Source organism: Bradyrhizobium sp. SZCCHNR1093 (genome assembly GCF_032381175.1).
Lineage (GTDB): Bacteria > Pseudomonadota > Alphaproteobacteria > Rhizobiales > Xanthobacteraceae > Bradyrhizobium.
In genome coordinates this window covers 24007-42154 of sequence record NZ_JAUHJJ010000005.1, presented here as the reverse complement: position 1 = coordinate 42154, position 18148 = coordinate 24007, and the positions used below count along the sequence as shown (strand labels likewise).

Annotated in this window: 22 protein-coding genes; 15 read left to right on the top strand and 7 right to left on the bottom strand. The window is 65.7% G+C overall.

The window, feature by feature from the left end; translation table 11 throughout:
• The first annotated feature begins 1 nt into the window (after position 1).
• From QX070_RS18065 to QX070_RS18050, 4 genes are read left to right on the top strand one after another with little or no spacing between them, the layout of a single operon-like run.
• The gene (locus tag QX070_RS18065; RefSeq protein ID WP_409998911.1) at positions 2–661 is read left to right on the top strand and encodes a CoA pyrophosphatase; all 660 of its coding nucleotides are present in this window, start codon (positions 2–4) and stop codon (positions 659–661) included.
• Positions 658–921 (top strand): DUF6111 family protein, encoded by a 264-nt coding sequence (locus QX070_RS18060; RefSeq protein WP_315738354.1) that lies wholly within the window; start codon positions 658–660, stop codon positions 919–921. The genes QX070_RS18065 and QX070_RS18060 overlap by 4 nt, the downstream gene beginning before the upstream one ends.
• Positions 918–2168, top strand: a complete 1251-nt coding sequence (locus QX070_RS18055; RefSeq protein ID WP_315738353.1) for a CCA tRNA nucleotidyltransferase — start codon at positions 918–920, stop codon at positions 2166–2168. Before QX070_RS18060 ends, QX070_RS18055 begins: the two co-directional genes overlap by 4 nt.
• Positions 2165–2941: a TSUP family transporter gene (locus tag QX070_RS18050; protein ID WP_315738352.1), complete on the top strand. Its 777-nt coding sequence runs from the start codon at positions 2165–2167 to the stop codon at positions 2939–2941. Before QX070_RS18055 ends, QX070_RS18050 begins: the two co-directional genes overlap by 4 nt.
• A 38-nt stretch (positions 2942–2979) precedes the next feature.
• Here the strand turns inward: QX070_RS18050 and QX070_RS18045 are convergent, their stop codons facing one another.
• The gene (locus QX070_RS18045; RefSeq protein WP_315738715.1) at positions 2980–3879 is read right to left on the bottom strand and encodes a LysR family transcriptional regulator; all 900 of its coding nucleotides are present in this window, start codon (positions 3877–3879) and stop codon (positions 2980–2982) included.
• A 103-nt stretch (positions 3880–3982) separates the two neighbouring features.
• Here QX070_RS18045 and QX070_RS18040 point away from each other — a divergent pair, with 103 nt between their 5' ends.
• Genes QX070_RS18040 through QX070_RS18025 form a run of 4 tightly spaced genes read left to right on the top strand, consistent with a single transcriptional unit; the run spans position 3983 to position 7715 of the window.
• A complete protein-coding gene (locus tag QX070_RS18040) occupies positions 3983–5062 on the top strand; it encodes a 4-oxalomesaconate tautomerase (RefSeq protein WP_315738351.1) in 1080 nt (359 codons plus the stop codon).
• Positions 5063–5114: 52 nt separating this feature from the next.
• Complete coding sequence (locus tag QX070_RS18035) at positions 5115–6113, top strand: ABC transporter substrate-binding protein (RefSeq protein WP_315738350.1); 999 nt, start codon at positions 5115–5117, stop codon at positions 6111–6113.
• A 14-nt stretch (positions 6114–6127) separates the two neighbouring features.
• Entirely contained in the window at positions 6128–6958 is an 831-nt protein-coding gene (locus QX070_RS18030; RefSeq protein ID WP_315738349.1) for an ABC transporter ATP-binding protein, read from the top strand.
• Positions 6942–7715 (top strand): ABC transporter permease, encoded by a 774-nt coding sequence (locus QX070_RS18025; RefSeq protein ID WP_315738348.1) that lies wholly within the window; start codon positions 6942–6944, stop codon positions 7713–7715. Before QX070_RS18030 ends, QX070_RS18025 begins: the two co-directional genes overlap by 17 nt.
• 60 nt (positions 7716–7775) lie before the next feature.
• Here the strand turns inward: QX070_RS18025 and QX070_RS18020 are convergent, their stop codons facing one another.
• The 5 genes from QX070_RS18020 to QX070_RS18000 form a co-directional block, all read right to left on the bottom strand.
• Positions 7776–8501 carry an HAD family hydrolase gene (locus tag QX070_RS18020; RefSeq protein WP_315738714.1) on the bottom strand — a complete coding sequence of 242 codons (726 nt, stop codon included), beginning with the start codon at positions 8499–8501 and terminating at the stop codon, positions 7776–7778.
• Positions 8502–8533: 32 nt separating this feature from the next.
• Positions 8534–9421, bottom strand: a complete 888-nt coding sequence (gene hemF / locus QX070_RS18015) for an oxygen-dependent coproporphyrinogen oxidase (protein ID WP_315738347.1) — start codon at positions 9419–9421, stop codon at positions 8534–8536.
• Positions 9422–9514: 93 nt separating this feature from the next.
• On the bottom strand, positions 9515–9883 hold the full coding sequence (locus QX070_RS18010) for a 6-carboxytetrahydropterin synthase (RefSeq protein WP_315738713.1): 369 nt from the start codon (positions 9881–9883) through the stop codon (positions 9515–9517).
• Between the two features lie 17 nt (positions 9884–9900).
• Positions 9901–10530 carry a 7-carboxy-7-deazaguanine synthase gene (gene queE, locus QX070_RS18005; RefSeq protein WP_315738346.1) on the bottom strand — a complete coding sequence of 210 codons (630 nt, stop codon included), beginning with the start codon at positions 10528–10530 and terminating at the stop codon, positions 9901–9903.
• Complete coding sequence (locus tag QX070_RS18000; protein ID WP_315738345.1) at positions 10527–11012, bottom strand: tRNA (cytidine(34)-2'-O)-methyltransferase; 486 nt, start codon at positions 11010–11012, stop codon at positions 10527–10529. Before QX070_RS18000 ends, queE begins: the two co-directional genes overlap by 4 nt.
• A gap of 279 nt (positions 11013–11291) precedes the next feature.
• Here QX070_RS18000 and petA point away from each other — a divergent pair, with 279 nt between their 5' ends.
• From petA to QX070_RS17980, 4 genes are all read left to right on the top strand, one after another.
• Positions 11292–11822 carry a ubiquinol-cytochrome c reductase iron-sulfur subunit gene (petA, locus tag QX070_RS17995; RefSeq protein WP_315738712.1) on the top strand — a complete coding sequence of 177 codons (531 nt, stop codon included), beginning with the start codon at positions 11292–11294 and terminating at the stop codon, positions 11820–11822.
• A 60-nt stretch (positions 11823–11882) separates the two neighbouring features.
• Positions 11883–13955 carry a cytochrome c1 gene (locus QX070_RS17990; RefSeq protein ID WP_315738344.1) on the top strand — a complete coding sequence of 691 codons (2073 nt, stop codon included), beginning with the start codon at positions 11883–11885 and terminating at the stop codon, positions 13953–13955.
• A 185-nt stretch (positions 13956–14140) separates the two neighbouring features.
• On the top strand, positions 14141–14440 hold the full coding sequence (locus QX070_RS33045) for a YnfA family protein (protein ID WP_409999176.1): 300 nt from the start codon (positions 14141–14143) through the stop codon (positions 14438–14440).
• 43 nt (positions 14441–14483) lie between these two features.
• Positions 14484–15158, top strand: coding sequence for a dienelactone hydrolase family protein (locus tag QX070_RS17980; RefSeq protein ID WP_315717281.1), 675 nt, complete (start codon positions 14484–14486; stop codon positions 15156–15158).
• Positions 15159–15202: 44 nt separating this feature from the next.
• Here QX070_RS17980 and QX070_RS17975 read toward each other — a convergent pair whose 3' ends face one another.
• Positions 15203–15421 carry a hypothetical protein gene (locus QX070_RS17975; protein WP_315738343.1) on the bottom strand — a complete coding sequence of 73 codons (219 nt, stop codon included), beginning with the start codon at positions 15419–15421 and terminating at the stop codon, positions 15203–15205.
• A gap of 375 nt (positions 15422–15796) precedes the next feature.
• On the opposite strand from QX070_RS17975, the gene QX070_RS17970 reads away from it, so the two are divergent.
• The 3 genes from QX070_RS17970 to QX070_RS17960 all read left to right on the top strand — a co-directional run bounded on the left by QX070_RS17970 (position 15797) and on the right by QX070_RS17960 (position 18089).
• On the top strand, positions 15797–16849 hold the full coding sequence (locus QX070_RS17970) for a hypothetical protein (RefSeq protein ID WP_315738342.1): 1053 nt from the start codon (positions 15797–15799) through the stop codon (positions 16847–16849).
• 182 nt (positions 16850–17031) lie between these two features.
• The gene (locus QX070_RS17965; protein ID WP_315738341.1) at positions 17032–17256 is read left to right on the top strand and encodes a hypothetical protein; all 225 of its coding nucleotides are present in this window, start codon (positions 17032–17034) and stop codon (positions 17254–17256) included.
• Positions 17257–17279: 23 nt separating this feature from the next.
• Positions 17280–18089, top strand: coding sequence for a DUF3658 domain-containing protein (locus QX070_RS17960; RefSeq protein WP_315738340.1), 810 nt, complete (start codon positions 17280–17282; stop codon positions 18087–18089).
• The last annotated feature ends 59 nt before the right edge of the window (positions 18090–18148 follow it).

Genomic DNA, 18148 nt, shown 5'->3' with positions numbered 1-18148 from the left:
CATGGTGAGGAACGGGACCGCTGGGCTCAGTTCAGCCGATTTCTTCGCGCGGGGCCGCGCGCGGTTGCGCTTCGACGTTCCGCAGGCCCTGCTCGATCCGGATGTCATTCCGGCCAGCGGAGATTCCGGCACCGACCGCATGCTCGAGATCATCTCCCGCGAGCAGCCCATCCGCCCCGCGGCGGTGCTGATCCCGGTGGTCGACCGTCCCGAGCCGACGGTCCTTTTGACCCAGCGCTCGCCGAACCTCTCGAGCCATGCCGGGCAGATCGCCTTTCCCGGCGGCAAGATCGACGTCACCGATGCCTCGCCGCTCGATGCCGCCCTGCGCGAGGCCGAAGAGGAGGTCGGGCTCGACCGCAGCTTCGTCGACCCGATCGGCTATCTCGACGTCTACGGCACCGCCTTCGGCTTCCGCATCCTGCCCACGGTGGCGCGGGTGCGGCCCGGATTCACGCTCAAGATCAACGAGGGCGAGGTCGACGACGCCTTCGAGGTGCCGCTGGCCTTCCTGATGGACCCCGCCAATCATCAGCTGCATTCCAAGGAGTTTCGCGGCATGGAGCGTTTGTATTACGCGATGCCGTTCGCCGAGCGCTACATATGGGGCGCTACAGCGGGCATCCTTCGGGTCTTGTACGAGCGGGTCTGTCAGCCATGATCCGTGGCGTGTTGACGGAAATCGGAATTTTCCTCATTCCTTTTGCGGTTTATGTGTTGTTCTTGCTCGCGACCAAATCGGGGCTGTTGGTGCCTGTCAACTGGCCCTTTCATCTGATCACAAAATTGACGGTGGCGGCGCTGGTGTTGGTGATTGCAAGTCTGGTCCTGATCGCCGAGTTCTCCGGCGCGCCGCCGCGTTCGACCTATATCCCCGCTCATGTCGAGAACGGCAGGCTCGTTCCAGGGGTCGAGAAATGATCGGCGCGCGGGTGCTGCATGCGCCCTGGCTCTCGTCCGGTCCCGCCGCGCGCGTGCTCGCGCTGCTCAATTGCGACGGCGAGGAGGCGCGGGTGGTCGGCGGCGCCGTGCGCAATGCGCTGCTCGGCATCGCCATCGGCGACATCGACATCGCGACCACGGCGCTGCCGGCGGAGGTGCTCCGGCGCGCCAAGGCGGCGTCGATCAAGAGCGTGCCGACCGGCATCGACCATGGCACCGTGACCCTCGTGCTCGAGGGGCATCCATTCGAGGTCACGACCCTGCGCGAGGACACCGAGACCTTCGGCCGCAAGGCCAAGGTCGAGTTCGGCCGCGACTGGGTCGGCGACGCGCACCGGCGCGACTTCACCATCAATGCGCTGTCCGTCGGGCCGGACGGCGTGGTGCATGATCACGTCGGTGGTCTCGCCGACATCGCCCAACGCCGCGTGCGCTTCATCGGCGATCCCGCCCAGCGCATCGCCGAGGATTATCTGCGCATCCTGCGCTTCTTCCGCATCCATTCGGCATTCGGCCACGGCGTCCCCGACCGCGAGGGCTATCTGGCCTGCATCGCCGGCCGCGCCGGCCTCGCCGCATTGTCCGCCGAGCGGGTGCGCATGGAGATGCTGAAACTGCTCGTCACCGACGGCGCGGTCGGCGCGGTCACGGCGATGGCGGATGGCGGGTTGCTGACGGCGATCCTCGGCGGCGTCGCCTATCTCGGTCCGTTCGCCGCGATGATCGGCATCGAGCGCGAACTGGAGCTTTCGCCGAGCGCGGTCCGCCGTCTCGCGGCGCTCGCGGTCGCCGTGACCGAGGATGCGCGCCGTCTCGGCGTCAGACTGAAGCTCTCCAATGCCGAGACCAAGGCGCTGGACGGCATGGGCCATCGCTGGTGGCGGTTCGCATCCGCCGACGAGGCGCGAGTCCGGCGTCTGCTGTATCGTCTCGGCGAGACCGTCTATCGCGACCGCCTGATGCTCGGCTGGGCGCGGGCGCGCGATCGCGACGACCGGCGCTGGCGCGAGCGTGCGCTGTTGCCGCAGCGCTTCACGCCGCCGAAATTGCCGTTGAAGGCGGCCGATTTCATCGCGCGCGGGGTTGCGGAGGGACCGCTTCTCGGTCATGTGCTCACCCTCGCAGAGGATGCCTGGTTAGCTGCGGACTTTCCGCTCGACGAGGCATCGCTGAACGCGATCGCCGATCAGGCGGCGGCGCGTGTCAACCGCGACGGACGTTCATGAATTTTCTGGCAGGCTTTGCCGACATCTCGCTCCTGCAACTCCTGCTCGTCGCTTCCGTCGCTCTATTCGCTTCGATCATCGGTGGTCTTGCCGGCTACGGCACCGGCGCTCTCATGCCGCTCGTGCTGGTGCCAATGGTCGGCGCCGAACCCGTCGTGCCGATCATCGCTATCTCGGCGATCCTCACCAACCTCAGCCGCGTCGCCGCCTACCTCCAGCATGCCGATCGCACCCGGGCCGGCATCGTCATCGCCGCGGCGGCGCTCACGACGGCGCTCGGTGCCTACGGCTACACGCGACTGACCAATGCCGGCGCGGCGTTCGTGATCGGCACCATGCTGATCATGAGCGTCCCGCTGCGGCGGATCCTGCGCAAGCGCGAGGTCAGGATCGGCAATGGCGGGCTTGCCGCCGGAGCAGTCGGTTATGGCGTGCTGGTCGGCGGCACCTCCGGCTCCGGCGTGATCCTGCTGTCGCTGCTGATGGCGGCGGGCCTGGAAGGCGCCGCGGTCATCGCCACCGACGCGATGATCTCGGTGGCGACGGGCGTCATCAAGATCTCGGTGTTTGGTTTGGCCGGCGTGGTCACGGCGCAGGTGCTGGCCTTCGCGCTCCTGATCGGCGCGGTTGCGGTGCCGGGCGCGTTCCTCGCCAAGGCCTTCGTCGCCTGCATGCCGGTGCACATCCACGCCGCCATCCTCGACGCCGCCGTGATCACCGGCGGCGGCGTGATGATCGCGTCGGCGCTGCGGCACCTGCTGCCGGCGGGATAGCCCTTCGGCGTCAGGCTACCTGCTGTGCTGCTCGGCCTCTACGTCCGCCCCCAGCGGCCGATCAGCATCTTCAGGAAACGCTCCGCCGCAGGCGACATCGTGCCGGTTCTGCGGCGCACGACGCCGATGGTGCGTGAGATCTCGGGATTGAGGATGGGGCGCGTGACGAGGAAGGGATGATCGCTCTGCGGTGTCGCCATCTTCGGAAGAACCGAGATGCCAAGCCCAGCCTCGACGAGTCCAAGCGACGTGGAGAGATGCGTCACCTCGTAGAACCAGCGCAGCTTGATCGCTGATTTGGCGAGCGCGGCATCGAGCAGGGTCCGGTTGCCGCTGGACCGGTGTACGGTGATCAGAGGGTAGGGCTCGAGATCGCCCCAGCCGACCGTCGCCATCGCGGCGAGCGGGTGATCCTTGCGCGCGGCGAGCACGAAGGGATCCTCGACCAGACGGTCGAAGATCAGCTCGGGGTCCGATGCTCCCATCAGGTTGATGCCGAACTCGACCTCGCCACGCTCGACGGCCTGCAGCCCATCGGTGGCAGGCAGGTCGAGAATGCGAAAGCGGATGTTGGGATATTGATCGTTGAACTCGCGGATGACCGACGGCAGGAAGTAGAACGCCGCGGTCGGCAGGCAGGCGATGGTGACGAGGCCTCCGCGATTGAGGCCGCTGTCGCGCACAGCAAACAGCGAGCCGTCGAACTCCTCGATCATACGCCGCACGAGCGGCACCAGCTCGGCGCCGAGCGCCGTCAGCGCGACGTGACGCGTCGTGCGCTCCAGGAGCGGTGCGCCGATCGCGCCCTCCAGCTTCTGGATGCGCCGGCTCAATGCCGGCTGCGAGAGGTTCAGGGCCTCGGCGGCCCGATGAAAGCTCTCCAGATCCGAGACGCTCAGGAAGGCCCGGAGGTCTAGGATCTCACAATTGATGTTAATCATGCATCAATACCGCAATTCTTTGCATTTCAAAGATCGATCTCAGCTCAGTATACGCAACAGTAACGTAGATTGATACGAAATTGACATAACTGAGGCCGGCATGAACGATCTGATCTCGATACCGTGCGTCCTGATGCGAGGCGGAACGTCGAAGGGGCCCTTTTTCCTGGCGTCGGACCTGCCGAGCGATCCGGTCCGGCGCGATGAGATTCTGCTCTCGGTCATGGGCTCCGGTCATCCGCTGCAGATCGACGGCATCGGCGGCGGCAATCCGGTCACGAGCAAGGTCGCCATCGTCGGGCCGGCCAGCGTGCCCGGCGCCGACGTGGATTATCTGTTCGCGCAGGTGCGGATCGATCAGCAACTGGTCGATACCTCGCCCAATTGCGGCAACATGCTTGCCGCGGTCGGACCTTTCGCCATCGAGGCGGGGCTGGTGCCGGCGAAAGGTCCGGCGACGCTGGTCCGCATTCACAACGTCAATACGCGCCAGTTGATCGAGGCCGAGGTGCCGACCCCCAACGGCAAAGTGTCGTATCTCGGCGACGCGTCGATCGACGGTGTCCCAGGGCGAGCGGCGCCGATTGCGCTCACCTTTCTCGATGCTGCCAACCGGATGGACGAGATGTTTCCGACCGGCGAGGCCAATGAGACGATCGACGATGTCGACGTCACGCTGATCGACTGCGCGATGCCGATGATGATCGTGCGTGCGGAGGATCTCGGCGTGACCGGTTATGAGAGCGCCGCCGCGTTGAGTGCGAACACGGCGCTGCTGGAGCGGCTCGAGCGGCTGCGCGTGGCGGCCGGCGGGCGCATGGGACTCGGCGACGTTCGCGACCGTGTCATTCCCAAGCCGGTGCTGCTCGCCCCCGCGGTGCACGGCGGCCACGTGTCGGCCCGCTATTTCATGCCGCACGATTGCCACCCGTCGCTTGCCACCACCGGCGCCGTCGGCATCGCCACCTCGCTGATCGTGGCGGACACGGTGAGTGCGCGTCTCGCTGGGCTGCAGGTCGCGCCTGCGGTCATCGGCATCGAGCACCCGATGGGCCATATCGACGTCAAGCTGCAGGAGCGCGATGGCCGGATCGTGGCTGGGATTTTGCGGACCGCCCGCAGGCTGTTCGAAGGCTGCGTGTTCGCAAAGCCCGCGACACGGATGGTACACGCCGCCTGAGCGCACGCGGCGTCCGGACTCAATCGACATCGATAACAAGGGAGGAAGTCACATGCGTCGTCTCATGCTCGCCATCACTGCGGCTGTCGCAATCTGCGGCTCGGCCGCCGCCGAGCCCGTGCGCATCAGCGTCGGCTCGTACAATCTGAACAACCTGCCGTTTCCGGTCGCGGTGGGCCTTGGCCTGTTCCAGAAGGAAGGGCTCGACATCACCGTGGAGAATTTCGCCTCCGGCGGCTCCAAGACGCTGCAGGCGCTGGTCGCCGGATCGACCGATGTCGCCGTCGGCTTCTACGACCACACCATCCAGATGCAGTCGCAGAACAAGTCGGTCGTCGGCTTCGTGCTGCTGTCGCGCAATTCCGGTCTGGTGCTGGCCGGTGGCAAGGCTGCGACGTTCGACCCGGCCAGGCCGGAGACCATCAAGGGCGCCAAGATCGGCATCACCGCCCCCGGATCATCCTCGGACTTCTTCGTCCGCTATTATCTCAAGCAGAACAAGATCCCCGCCGAGAGCGTGTATCTGATCGGCGTCGGATCAGGGGCCGCTGCCGTGGCCGCGCTGGAGCAGGGCAAGATCGATCTGCTGGTGAACTACGATCCGGCCGCGACCTATGTCGAGCAGAAGGGGATCGGCAAGATCCTGATCGATGCGCGAAGCGACGAGGGCGCCAAGCAGGTCTATGGCGGCATCTATCCGACCTCCGTGCTCTACGCGACCCAGCAGTACATCGCGAAGAACCCGGCAACGGTCCAGAAGATCACCAACGCCACGGTCAAGGCACTGCGCTGGATCGCCACGCACAGCGCCGAGGAGATCGTCGCGGTGCTGCCGAACGATTTCATCTCCGGCGAGAAGGAGACCTATACGAAGGCGGTTGAGAACGCCAAGGCGATCTTCTCCAGAGATGGGCAGTTCGACGAGACCGATGTGCAGACGCCGCTGCATGTGCTCAAGAGCTTCAATGACAAGGTGGAGGCGGCGTCGATCGACCTCGCCAAGACCTACACCAACGCCTTCGCCGTGAAGGCGCAGAGCGTCTCGAACTGATCGGGAGGAAAACAATGGCACTCGCCGTCGTCAAGGACCCGGACCCGATGGTTCAGTCCCGCAGCGCCAGGAGCATGGTGGAGATCAATCAGGTCACCATGTCCTTCGGCAGCTACACCGCCGTCAGGGACGTGAATCTGACGGTCGCCGATGGCGAGTTTCTCGCCATTGCCGGTCCGACCGGCTGCGGCAAGAGCACCATCCTCAACGCGATCGCGGGCCTCTTGAAGCCGAGCGCCGGCAGCATCGCCATCGATGGCCAGCCGGTGCGCGGTGTCCAGGGCAACATCGGCTATCTGTTCCAGCAGGATGCCTTGCTGCCGTGGAAGACCGCGATCGAGAATGTCGAGCTCGGCCCGCTGTTCCGCGGCGTGTCGGCCCGTGAGCGCCATGAGCGCGCAATGGCCTGGCTCGTCAAGGTCGGGCTGAAGGGCTTCGAGCACCGCTATCCGCACCAGCTCTCCGGCGGCCAGCGCAAGCGCGTGCAGATGGCTCAGGCGCTCATCCATGGGCCGAAGGTCATCCTGATGGACGAGCCGTTCTCGGCGCTCGACATCCACACCCGCCACCTGATGCAGAACGAGCTGCTGCGGCTGTGGCAGGAGGAGAAGCGCGCGGTGGTCATGATCACCCACGATCTCGAGGAGGCCATCGCGCTGGGGGATCGCGTCGTCGTTCTGGCCTCGGGACCGGCCTCGCGGGTCATCGACAGCTTCCCAGTCGACCTGGAGCGGCCGCGCGACGTGGCCGAGATCAAGCTCGATCCGCGCTTCACCGATCTCTATCGCAACATCTGGGCCTCGCTGCGCGGGGAAGTGGAGAAGAGCTATGCCCGCCATGACTGAACGCCTCATCCAGCTCGCGTTGCTGATCGTCATCGTCGGCGGCTGGCAGGCCGGCGTCACCTATGGCGTCATCGATCCGTTCTTCTTCCCGGCGCCGCTGGCGGTGCTCAAGCAGGTGTTTGCCTGGCTGTCGGCGCAGAGCTTCTACGCGCATGTCTCGACGACGCTGACCGAGACGATCCTCGGCTACATCATCGGCACCGGACTCGGCGTCACCGCCGGCGTCTGGCTCGGCCTCAACCATTCCGCGGCGCGCATCCTCGATCCCTTCATCAAGGCGCTCAACGCCGTGCCGCGCGTGGTGCTGGCGCCGATCTTCGTGCTATGGCTCGGCCTTGGCCTGTGGTCGAAGGTGGCGCTTGCGGTGACCCTGGTGTTCTTCGTCACCTTCTTCAACGCGCTGCAGGGCGTGCGCGAGGTCAACCCGGTGGTGCTGGCGAATGCCCGCATCCTCGGCGCCCGGCGCTCGGAGCTGCTGCGTCACGTCTACTTCCCGGCGGCTGCGAGCTGGATCCTGTCGTCGCTGCGAACCTCGGTCGGCTTTGCGGTGGTCGGCGCCATCATCGGCGAATATCTCGGCTCGTCCGCCGGGCTCGGCCATCTGATCGCGCAGGCCGAAGGCAATTTCGATGCGGTCGGCGTGTTCGCCGGCATCTTCATCCTGGCGATCTTCGTGCTGTGCATCGACGCGCTGCTCGACCTCGTGGAGAGCCGCCTGATCAAATGGCGTCCCAACGTCGCCGAGCGTCCGGCCTGATCCGGATACGACAGAGCGCCGGTCCTGACGGGCCGGCGCTCTTGCATTGATCACCAGGCTTCAGGCCGGCACGAGCTCGGTCAGCGAGCGGATGATGCGGTCGGGCTTGACGTCGGTGCCTTCCGGCAGGCCGTCGCCATGGACGTCGATCCAGATCGAATAGATGCCGAGCCGCTGTGGCGCCACGATCTCCCATTCGAGATTGTCGCCGATCATCCAGGTGTCTTCGGGGCCGACGCCGAGCCGCTCCATCGCGTGCCAATAGGCGCGCTCCTCGGGTTTGCCGAAGCCGTGCTCGCCCTCGATCTGGATGTGGTCGAAGCGGTGCGCCAGCGCGAAGCGCTCGATCTTGGCGCGCTGCTGGCCGGCCTCGCCGTTGGTCACGAGCGCCAGCCGGACGCCGCGCGCCTTGAATGCGTCGATCGCCTCATGCGCGCCGGGAAAGATGAACATCTGCTCGTCGCGATAGGCGGTGAAGCGGTCGGCGATGCGGATCGCAAGCTCGATCGGCAGCGCCGGGCCTGCGGCGATCAACGCCGCGAAGCCGCCCTTGACCACCTCCTGGCGGGCCTGGATCAGCTTCATCCGCCATTCGGCGCCGGCGACCGACCAGAAGCTGCGCGCCGAGGAGAGGATCGCGGCCGCCACCTCCTGCGAGGTATGCGGCGCCAGCTCGTCGGCAAATTCGGTGGCGACGATGTTCCACGCGATCTCGGGCCGGCCATAGGCCGACAGGATGGTGTCGTCCATGTCGATCAGCATGGCGCGGGGCAGGGGAGCGGTCATCTCCTGGGTACGCGGCGGCGGGGCTGAAGGTTTCAGGGCCATTTCACTTCGGGCGGCATCGAGGACAGGATCGAGTCGACATTGCCGCCGGTTTTCAGCCCAAATGTGGTGCCACGGTCATAAAGCAGGTTGAATTCGACATAGCGGCCGCGCCGGATCAACTGCTCCTCGCGGTCCGCGTCGGTCCAAGGCGCGCCGAAATTGCGGCGGACCAGCTCCGGATAGACCTTCAGGAAGGCGCGGCCAACATCCTGGGTGAAGGCGAGATCGGCCTCCCAGTCGCCGGAATCGTGATGGTCGTAGAAGATGCCGCCGATGCCGCGCGGCTCCTTGCGATGGGGCAGGTAGAAGTACTCGTCGCACCAGCGCTTGTACTTGTCGTACGACGCGACCGCCGCATGCGCATCGCAGGCGCTCTTCATCGCGGCGTGGAAGGCGAGCGTATCCGGGTCTTCCTGAGTGCGGCGGCGGTCGAGCACCGGCGTCAGGTCGGCGCCGCCGCCGAACCAGGCCTTCGTGGTCACGACGAAGCGGGTGTTCATGTGCACCGCCGGCACGTGCGGCGACCACAGATGCGCGATCAGCGAGATGCCCGAGGCCCAGAACCGCGGATCCTCGGCGGCGCCAGGGATCTGGCTGCGGAATTCGGGCGCGAACTCGCCATGCACGGTGGAGCAGTGCACGCCGACTTTCTCGAACAGCCGGCCGTGCATCATGCTCATGACGCCGCCGCCGCCCGGGCCGCCGGCATGATCGGTGCGCTCCCACGGCGTGCGCACGAAGCGGCTGGCCTGACGTGGATAGAGGGCGGCCGGCGCCTCGTCCTCGAGCCGCTCGAACGCCGCGCAGATCTGGTCGCGCAGGCTCTCGAACCAGGCGCGGGCGCGGGCCTTGCGATCCTCGATGGCGGCAGTGGTCATGGCAGTTTTCCCCGGGGCGCGTTTCTTTCACCCTCCCCTGGAGGGGAGGGTGGGACCGCTCATGTCGCTACACCTGGCTACTACCATAAGCGATCAGCCCTGCGGGCCAAAATAGGTGCAGGTCTCGCGGCAGCTGTCGCGGTGGACGCTGACCTTGGTGACATGGCCGATGGAGCGGACGCGCTCATAGATGAAGCGCGACAGGTTCTCGAGCGTCGGCAGCCCGATCGCCTCGATCTTGTTCAGGAACTTGTGGTCGAGCATGGCCTGGATCTCGCTCAAGCGCTGCGTCAGCACGCCGAAATCCACCACCATGCCGGTCTCGGGATTGGTCGCATCGCCGCGCACCGTCACCTCGGCGCGGAAGGAATGGCCGTGGATTTCCTGGCTGGCTTCGCCGAGCGTCGTAATCGGCAGCGTATGCGCGGCCTCGAAGGTGAACGACTTGGTCAATTCCCACATCGTGTCAGTCACAATCCCTATCTGATGCCGATCATCTTGTGCGTCTGCAGGCTGAGCCGCCATTGCGGATGATGCTGGCAGTATTGAATCGCGCGCGCCGTGTTCGCGGCCGCGTCGGGCCCGTCCATCGGCTGCAGCGAGAAACGCTCGAAGGCGAGGCCTTCGAACCGCTCCGGCCCGGCGCCGTCCTGCGGATAGACCAGCTTCAGCTCATGGCCCTGCCGCAGCTTCAGCTCGGTGCCCGCTTTCGGGCTGACGCAGATCCAGTCGATGCCGTCGGGCGGAATGAGCGTGCCGTTGGTCTCGATCCCGACCGCGAAGCCGCGGGCGTGAAGCGCCGTGATCAGGTCGGCATCGACCTGCAGCAGCGGCTCGCCGCCGGTGAGGATCGTATAGCGGTCGGCGGCACCGCCTGTCCATTGCCCGGCAATCGCCTCGGCGAGATCGGCGCTGTCATAGCGGCCCCCGAGCGTGCCGTCGGTGCCGACGAAATCGGTGTCACAGAACCGGCACGTCGCGGTTGCGCGGTCGGCCTCGCGTCCGCTCCACAGGTTGCAGCCGGCGAAGCGGCAGAACACCGCAGCGCGGCCCGCCTGGGCGCCTTCGCCCTGCAGGGTCATGAAGATTTCCTTCACCGCGTAGCTCACCCTTCGGCTCCTTGCGCAGATTGCATTTGGACGAATTGTCCGGTTTGGCGCAGCGCCTCGCCGGCGGCCATCGCCGCCGCCATCGCCACGTTCAGCGAGCGCAGCCCGGGCTGCAGCGGAATCCGCAGCCGCGCATCGGCGACCTCCGCCACGGCCTCCGGCACGCCGGCGCTCTCGCGCCCGAGCAGCAGGATGTCGTCCGCGCCGTAGCTGAAGTCGAGATAGCAGATCGCGGCCTTGGTCGTCAGCAGCAGCAGGCGATGGCCCGCCGCCGCCCGCCAGGCCTCGAACGCGTGCCATGAATCGTGACGCCGCCAATTCAACTGGTCCAGATAGTCCATGCCGGCGCGGCGGAACTGCCGGTCCGACACCGGAAAGCCGGCCGGCTCGATGATGTGGGCCGCGAGCCCGAGGCAGGCGCACAGCCGCAGGATCGTTCCGGTGTTCTGCGGAATGTCGGGTTGATAGAGCGCGATCTGCATGCGAATTGGTCTTAAGACTGAGGCGGAAAGTCCGCTTCCTGCGCGGGAATTGGTGCATGGCGTGCTGCAGGGCCGATAGCGGGCTTGCGCTCGTATCGCAAGGGTGCCAATAGAACGATTCTGGACGGCTTGTTCCCCAGGGGCGGTGGAGCGAGCCGTTTTCTGCCGCCGCGGGGGACGCGGGCGCCGGCAGGATCTCCCGGTCACGTGATCTCCAACGCCGAGATCCAAGACGTCGAGCGGGGCGGTTCCACCGGCTGCAACGAAGAAAGGGTTGGAATCGTGACAGCGTCTACTGCGGATCATCCGACACGCCGGGATTTTCTTTTCGTCGCCACGGGCGCGACCGCGGCGGTCGGTGGTGTGGCCGCCCTGTGGCCCTTCATCTCCCAGATGAATCCCGATGCCTCGACCATCGCGGCCGGTGCGCCGATCGAGGTCGACCTCTCTCCGGTCGCCGAAGGTCAGGACATCAAGGTGTTCTGGCGCGGCAAGCCGATCTACATCTCCCACCGCACCAAGAAGCAGGTCGAGGAGGTCCGTAAGGTTCCCGTGTCGAGCCTGATCGATCCGGCGACCGACCAGTCGCGCACCAAGGACGGCCACGAGCAGTGGCTGGTCGTGATCGGCATCTGCACCCATCTCGGCTGCATCCCGATCGCCCATGAAGGCAACTACGACGGCTTCTTCTGCCCGTGCCACGGCTCCCAGTACGATGCTTCCGGCCGCGTGCGCCAGGGGCCGGCGCCGCTCAACCTTCCCGTCCCGCCCTATCAGTTCGTTTCCGACACCAAGATCCAGATCGGCTGAGCGGACGTTCGTCTTCAGCTCACGCTCGATCGTGCAAGATAATTTCTTCAGGAACGCATCATGAGTGGACCTTCTGACTACCAGCCGAGCCACCCCGCCTTGAAGTGGCTCGAGCAAAGACTTCCGATCATCGGCCTGGTCCACTCGTCCTTCGTTGCCTATCCGACGCCGCGGAACCTGAACTATTGGTGGACGTTCGGCGCCATCCTCTCGATGATGCTGGGTGTCCAGATCGTCACCGGCGTCATCCTGGCGATGCACTACACGCCGCATGCCGACCTGGCCTTCAAGTCGGTCGAGCTGATCGTGCGCGACGTGAACTACGGCTGGCTGCTGCGCAACATGCATGCCTGCGGCGCGTCGATGTTCTTCCTCGCCGTCTACATCCACATGTTCCGCGGCCTCTATTACGGGTCATACAAGGCGCCGCGCGAGGTGCTCTGGATCCTCGGCGTCATCATCTATCTCTTGATGATGGCGACGGGCTTCATGGGCTATGTGCTGCCGTGGGGCCAGATGAGCTTCTGGGGCGCCACCGTCATCACCAATTTGTTCTCGGCCGTGCCGTATTTCGGCGAGAGCATCGTGACCCTGCTGTGGGGCGGCTATTCGGTCGGCAACCCGACCCTGAACCGCTTCTTCGCGCTTCACTACCTGCTGCCGTTCCTGATCGCCGGCGTGGTCGTGCTGCACGTCTGGGCGCTGCACGTCGCCGGCCAGAACAACCCGGCCGGCGTCGAGCCGAAGACCGAGAAGGACATGGTGCCGTTCACGCCCTACGCCACCATCAAGGACTTCTTCGGCGCCACCTGCTTCCTGATCTTCTATTCCTGGTTCATCTTCTACATGCCGAACTATCTCGGCGAGGCCGACAACTACATCCCGGCCAACCCGGCGGTGACGCCGGCGCATATCGTGCCCGAATGGTACTACCTGCCGTTCTACGCCATCCTGCGCTCGATCCCGAACAAGCTCGCCGGCGTCGTGGCGATGTTCGCGGCGATCATCGTGCTGGTGTTCCTGCCCTGGCTCGACTCGGCCAAGACCCGCTCCAACAAGTACCGTCCGCTCGGCAAGCAGTTCTTCTGGATCTTCGTCGTCGTCTGCATCGGCCTTGGCTATCTCGGCGCGCAGCCGCCGGAGGGCGTCTATGTCGTGCTCGGCCGCATCCTGACGATGCTGTATTTCGCCTACTTCCTGATCGTGCTGCCGCTGCTCGCGCGCATCGAGCGGCCGCGCCCGCTGCCGAACTCGATCGCTGACGACGTGCTGGCCAAGTCCGGCCGCAAGGCGGCGCCGATGGTCTCGACCGCGATCGCGCTGGTCGCTGCGGTGTCGCTGCTCGCCGGCAGCATGGGCGACGCCCGTGCCAGCGAAGGCCAGGAGAACCCGCCGTCGGCGAGCTGGTCGTTCGCCGGTCCGTTCGGTACCTTCGATCGCGGCGCCGTGCAGCGCGGCCTCAAGGTCTACAAGGAAGTCTGCTCGAACTGCCATTCGCTGCAATACGTGGCGTTCCGCAACCTCGCCGAGCCCGGTGGCCCCGGCTACTCGGCGGCGCAGGCCGCCGCCTTCGCGGCCGAGTACAAGATCAAGGACGGTCCCAACGACGCCGGCGACATGTTCGAGCGTCCGGGCCGGCCGGCCGACTACTTCCCGTCGCCGTTCCCGAACGAACAGGCCGCACGGGCCGCCAATGGCGGTGCGGCCCCGCCGGACCTGTCGCTGATGGCCAAGGCGCGCTCGTACAAGCGCGGCTTCCCCTGGTTCCTGATCGACTTCTTCACCCAGTTCCAGGAGCAGGGCCCGAACTACATCAACGCGCTGCTGCAGGGCTATGAAGAAACCCCGCCGCACGGCGTCACCATCCCGGAGGGCTCGTACTACAACAAGTACTTCCCCGGGCATGCGATCAAGATGCCGCCGCCGCTGTCCGACGGCCAGGTGACGTTCGACGACGGCTCGCCGGCCACCGTGAAGCAGTATGCCCACGACGTCGCGACCTTCCTGATGTGGACCGCCGAGCCGCACATGGAGGCGCGCAAGCGCCTCGGCTACCAGGTGTTCATCTTCCTGATCATCTTCGCCGGCCTGATGTACTTCACCAAGAAGCGGGTCTGGGCCGCCGCGCATTGAGCGGTGTGCGGGCCATCACGGCATGAGATTGAAAAAGCCCCTTCGGGGGCTTTTTTGCTTTTGGCCGGTCTGGCCGTCGCGCCATTGGCGAGGCACGGCAGAGGAGGGGACGCATGACTTCATCGTTGGCCTTCGCAGGCGCCGCCGTGCTCGAAATCGGCGGCTGCTTCGCGTTCTGGGCCTAGCTGCGGCTCGGCCAGTCGCCGCTATGGCTGCTGCCGGGGCTGGCCGCGCTTGCCGGCTTTGCCTATCTGCTGACCCTGGCCGACAGCCCGCTCGCCGGCCGCGCCTATGCCGCCTATGGCGGCATCGATATCACCGCGGCGCTGCTGTGGGGCTGGCTGGTCGAGGGCCATCGCCCGGATATCCGGGATCGTCGCGGCGCCGGTTGTGGTCCCGGATGTCGCTGCGCTCATCCGGGCTACGGGAGTCACGTTGAAACGAACCCGATTGCTCCCGTCGCGCCGGACACGGATTTGCGGTAAACCGCGCTCCTGAGCATCCCAATCAGAAAATGCGGAGGAACACATGGGCACACTCATCAGCTTCAAGCGCCCCGACGGCCAGGAGGCCAAGGGCTATCTCGCCAAGGCCGCGCAGGCCGATGCGCCGGGTGTCGTCGTCATCCAGGAATGGTGGGGCCTGCAGGACCAGATCAAGGGGATGTGCGATCGTTTTGCGCTCGCCGGCTTCAACGCGCTGGCGCCCGATCTCTACAAGGGCACGGTGGTGCCCTATCACGACACGGATGCGGCGGGCCGGGAGATGAACTCGCTCGACTTCATGGACGCGACCACGCAGACCGTGCGCGGGGCCGCGCAATATCTGGCGCGCAACGGCGCCAAGGTTGGCCTCACCGGCTTCTGCCTCGGTGGCGCGGTGACGATCATCGGCGCGACCAAGATCGACGAGCTCGCCGCCGGCGTCGTGTTCTATGGCATTCCGCCGGAGCAGGCGGCGAAGCCGGCCGACGTCAAGATCCCGCTGCAGGCCCACTTTGCCAACAAGGATGATTGGTGCACGCCGGCGCTGGTGGACGGCTTCGAGAAGGCGATGAAGGCCGCCGGCAAGTCGCTCGAGCTCTATCGCTACGATGCCGAGCATGCCTTCGTGAACGAGCAGCGCATGACCGTGCACGATCGCAGGGCCGCCGAGCTCGCCTGGGGCCGCGCCACGGCGTTCTTCCACAAGCACCTCGGCTGAGCCGAGAGGGCCGGCGTGTCGGTCCTCAACCGTGCCGCGCGGACTCAAACCGCGCGGGCGGTCTTGGTCTCGGCCGACGGCTGTTCGGCCTCATCGAGAGCCGAAGCGTCGTTTGCAGGATCCAAGGGATCGGCGCTGGTCACCGCGTCGGCGGGGCGTCGCCGACGCTTCGTCCGCTTCGCCTGCGCTTCGAGGAAGCAATCGAGCAGCGTCGGCTGCTTCGGGAGCGCATGCGACACTGAAGGCTGTTTGCCGCGGGCCATGTTAACCAAGGTAATTCAATATGGTTAACCAATCATTGCCACACTATTGCAGCTAGACAACAGTGTTGCCCTCGCGCACAGCCAAGTTATGTAACTTTTTTGGGGTTGCGACAATCATTGGTCGATAAGTGGAGCATTCTGCACGCGCGCAACATGAGGTTGTGGAGGGGGCTCACAGCCGCCGGCTGCAGCTTTTCGCCGCTTGCCGCCGTACGCTTCCGCGAATCACCGGGATTTTGTGGGGATCTGAGCATTGATCATGTTCGCAACGCGTCGCTTCGTTCGATGGTCGAATTCGCCGTGCCTCGCCGTCGGTTGCGTCGCCGAAACAATCTGAGGTAGCGTTCTCCGGTTCCTCTGCTGATGGAGAAAGCCGTGCGTGTGGCCTTTGCGCTGGCTGGGCTGGGCGGCTTGAACGCCCATGGCGCCGGCTTCCTCGACACCGCCCGCGCCTGGGGCGTCACGCCGGATCTCGTCACCGCGACGTCCGGCCAGATCCTGGTGCTGTCGGCGTGGCTTCAGGGTCTCGATCTGCGCAACGAGCTGATGTCCTCCGACCGCCTCAGAGATCCGGCGTCGCAGCTGCGCACAGTGCTGTTCGGCTATCCCGGCGTGTTTCGTCCCGCCTATGCCGAGGCGCTGGCGCGATTCGTCTCCTGGCCGGATTGGCGCGACGGCCCGTTCAACGCCCTCGCGGACCGGCTGTGGCCGGCGCAGCAATATGTCCCGGTGCGCAGCGAGGCTGACTTCGCGCACGCGGCGGAGACGCTCAATGCCACGCCGATCGGCGTTGTGTTCAACACCTATGATCCCGAGGCGGGCACGGGCTATCTCTATGGCAACGAGGCGGCGCGGGCGATGCTGCCGGCGGAGAAGTCGGTTCCCAACGCCCATGCCGTCAAGGCGCGGGAATCGGCGGCCAAGCGCGATCTGCGCTACGCCTCCGAGGTGCTGGCCGAGCGCGCCATCCGCCCGATCACGCCAGAGGCGGTCAAGGCTGCGCTGTGGCTGTCGCTCTACGGTTTCACCAAGCTGCCGCAGGGACAGATGGACGGCGCCTATCACCGCGCCAGCATCATCTCCGAGCTGCACGGCTTCGACCGCATCTTCGCCGTCCGCCCGCTCGCCCAGGGGTGGCAGGGCCAGGCGCCCGCCAACTGGTTCGAGGTGCAGGACTGGACCACTGAGATGTGGTTCTCGGTCGGCTACAAGGCCGAGGTCGACGCGCTCAAGCGCATCAACGATCTGATCGCGGGCGGCGTGATCACCGATCCCAAATACAAGACCGTCGATCTGGTTGAGATCCAGCCGGAAACGCCGGCCGGCTATTTCAACTACTTCGTCGAGCGCGGCGAGGTGTATGAGAATGCCGTGGTGGCGACGGAGATGAAGTTCAGGGAGCTCGGGCTGGTGAAGCCGGGAGGCTGATGTGACGGCGCGCGCCGCGAGCGGGGTCATCTTCGCAAGCGTGAATGGGCCTCTCACCCCGACATCGGTGGGCTCCCCTCCCCGCAAGGGGGAGGGGAGCCCACCGTCATCTTGGCGGCACGGCGGCTCTCACGACGCGTCGATACTGCTAGAGTGGCCTATCAGCCAATCCAGGATCCCGCATGACCATCGACCCGATCAGGTTCGTCGACACATCCTCCGGTGACGAGGCATGCGTGCTGGTTCGCGTCGTCGGCGACAGCATCGGTTTAGCGCTGTCGTTGAGGACTGAAGGAGACATCGAGGTGTTCTTGGCGGCCGAAGAGCTCGATCGGGTCATCGGTGCGCTTCAGCAGGCTCGCGTGGCGATGAGGCGCGAGGGAAGCGGCATGCCTCGCCCCGGCTGAACGCACGTCTGGCAAAGGAGATCATGATTCCCCGCTCCATTCTTCATGTCGTCTTCAACATGTCTGCCGCCGGCATGTTGCGCGCTGCGCTCCAGCACGCTGGCCGCGACGACCGCGTCATTGGTCTTGGCGACAGCCTGAGCTTCGGTCCGATCGACCCGCCCGATCCAGCGTTGCGAACCGCCTGGGTGGACCAGGAATTTGAAGTGTCAGGTTGGGACGAGGTGGGCGGACGGGCCACATCATTCTGGGACGAGGCGCTCTCGCGCACGCATAGCAGGATCGCCTGGCTCACGCGGCGGTCGACCCAGGAATATGCCGGCTTCCTCGAATTCCTGTGGCGGCTCGGCGACGAGCCGATCGAGATCGTTGATCTCGCTGACGCTGTCGCGAGGGCAGGGGATCATGGCGCGCCCAATCCGCGCCGGGTGTTCAGCCTCGGCGAGCTAAAGCCCTCCATCATCAGCGACAATCAACTCTGGAGTTTTGGGCAGCACCTCACATCGGATATGCGCGCGGCCTGCCGCGAACAATGGGCGCGCCTCAAAGCGGATAACGCGCCGTTCCGCATTCTCCGCGACGGCGAGCTCGTCTCAGCCCCGATCACGCATTTTGATCCCCTGCTGCTGTCCTGCGCCACCGCCGAATGGACGAAGACGGCGAGGATCATCGGCGAGGCGCTCTGCGAGAGCTGGACCGAGGGCATGCAGACAGGTGATCTGCAGTTGTTCGCGCGTGTCCGCGCACTGGTTGCGGCTGGCCGCCTGGAGTGTCGTGGCGATTTGCTTGATATGCATCGCAGCGCGTTGCGGTTGCCGAGTGGCGGCGCATGAGGTGCGCGGAAGAGTCGGGTTGACCGAAAGCGGCGCCCCGACCGGATTCGCTGCGGAAA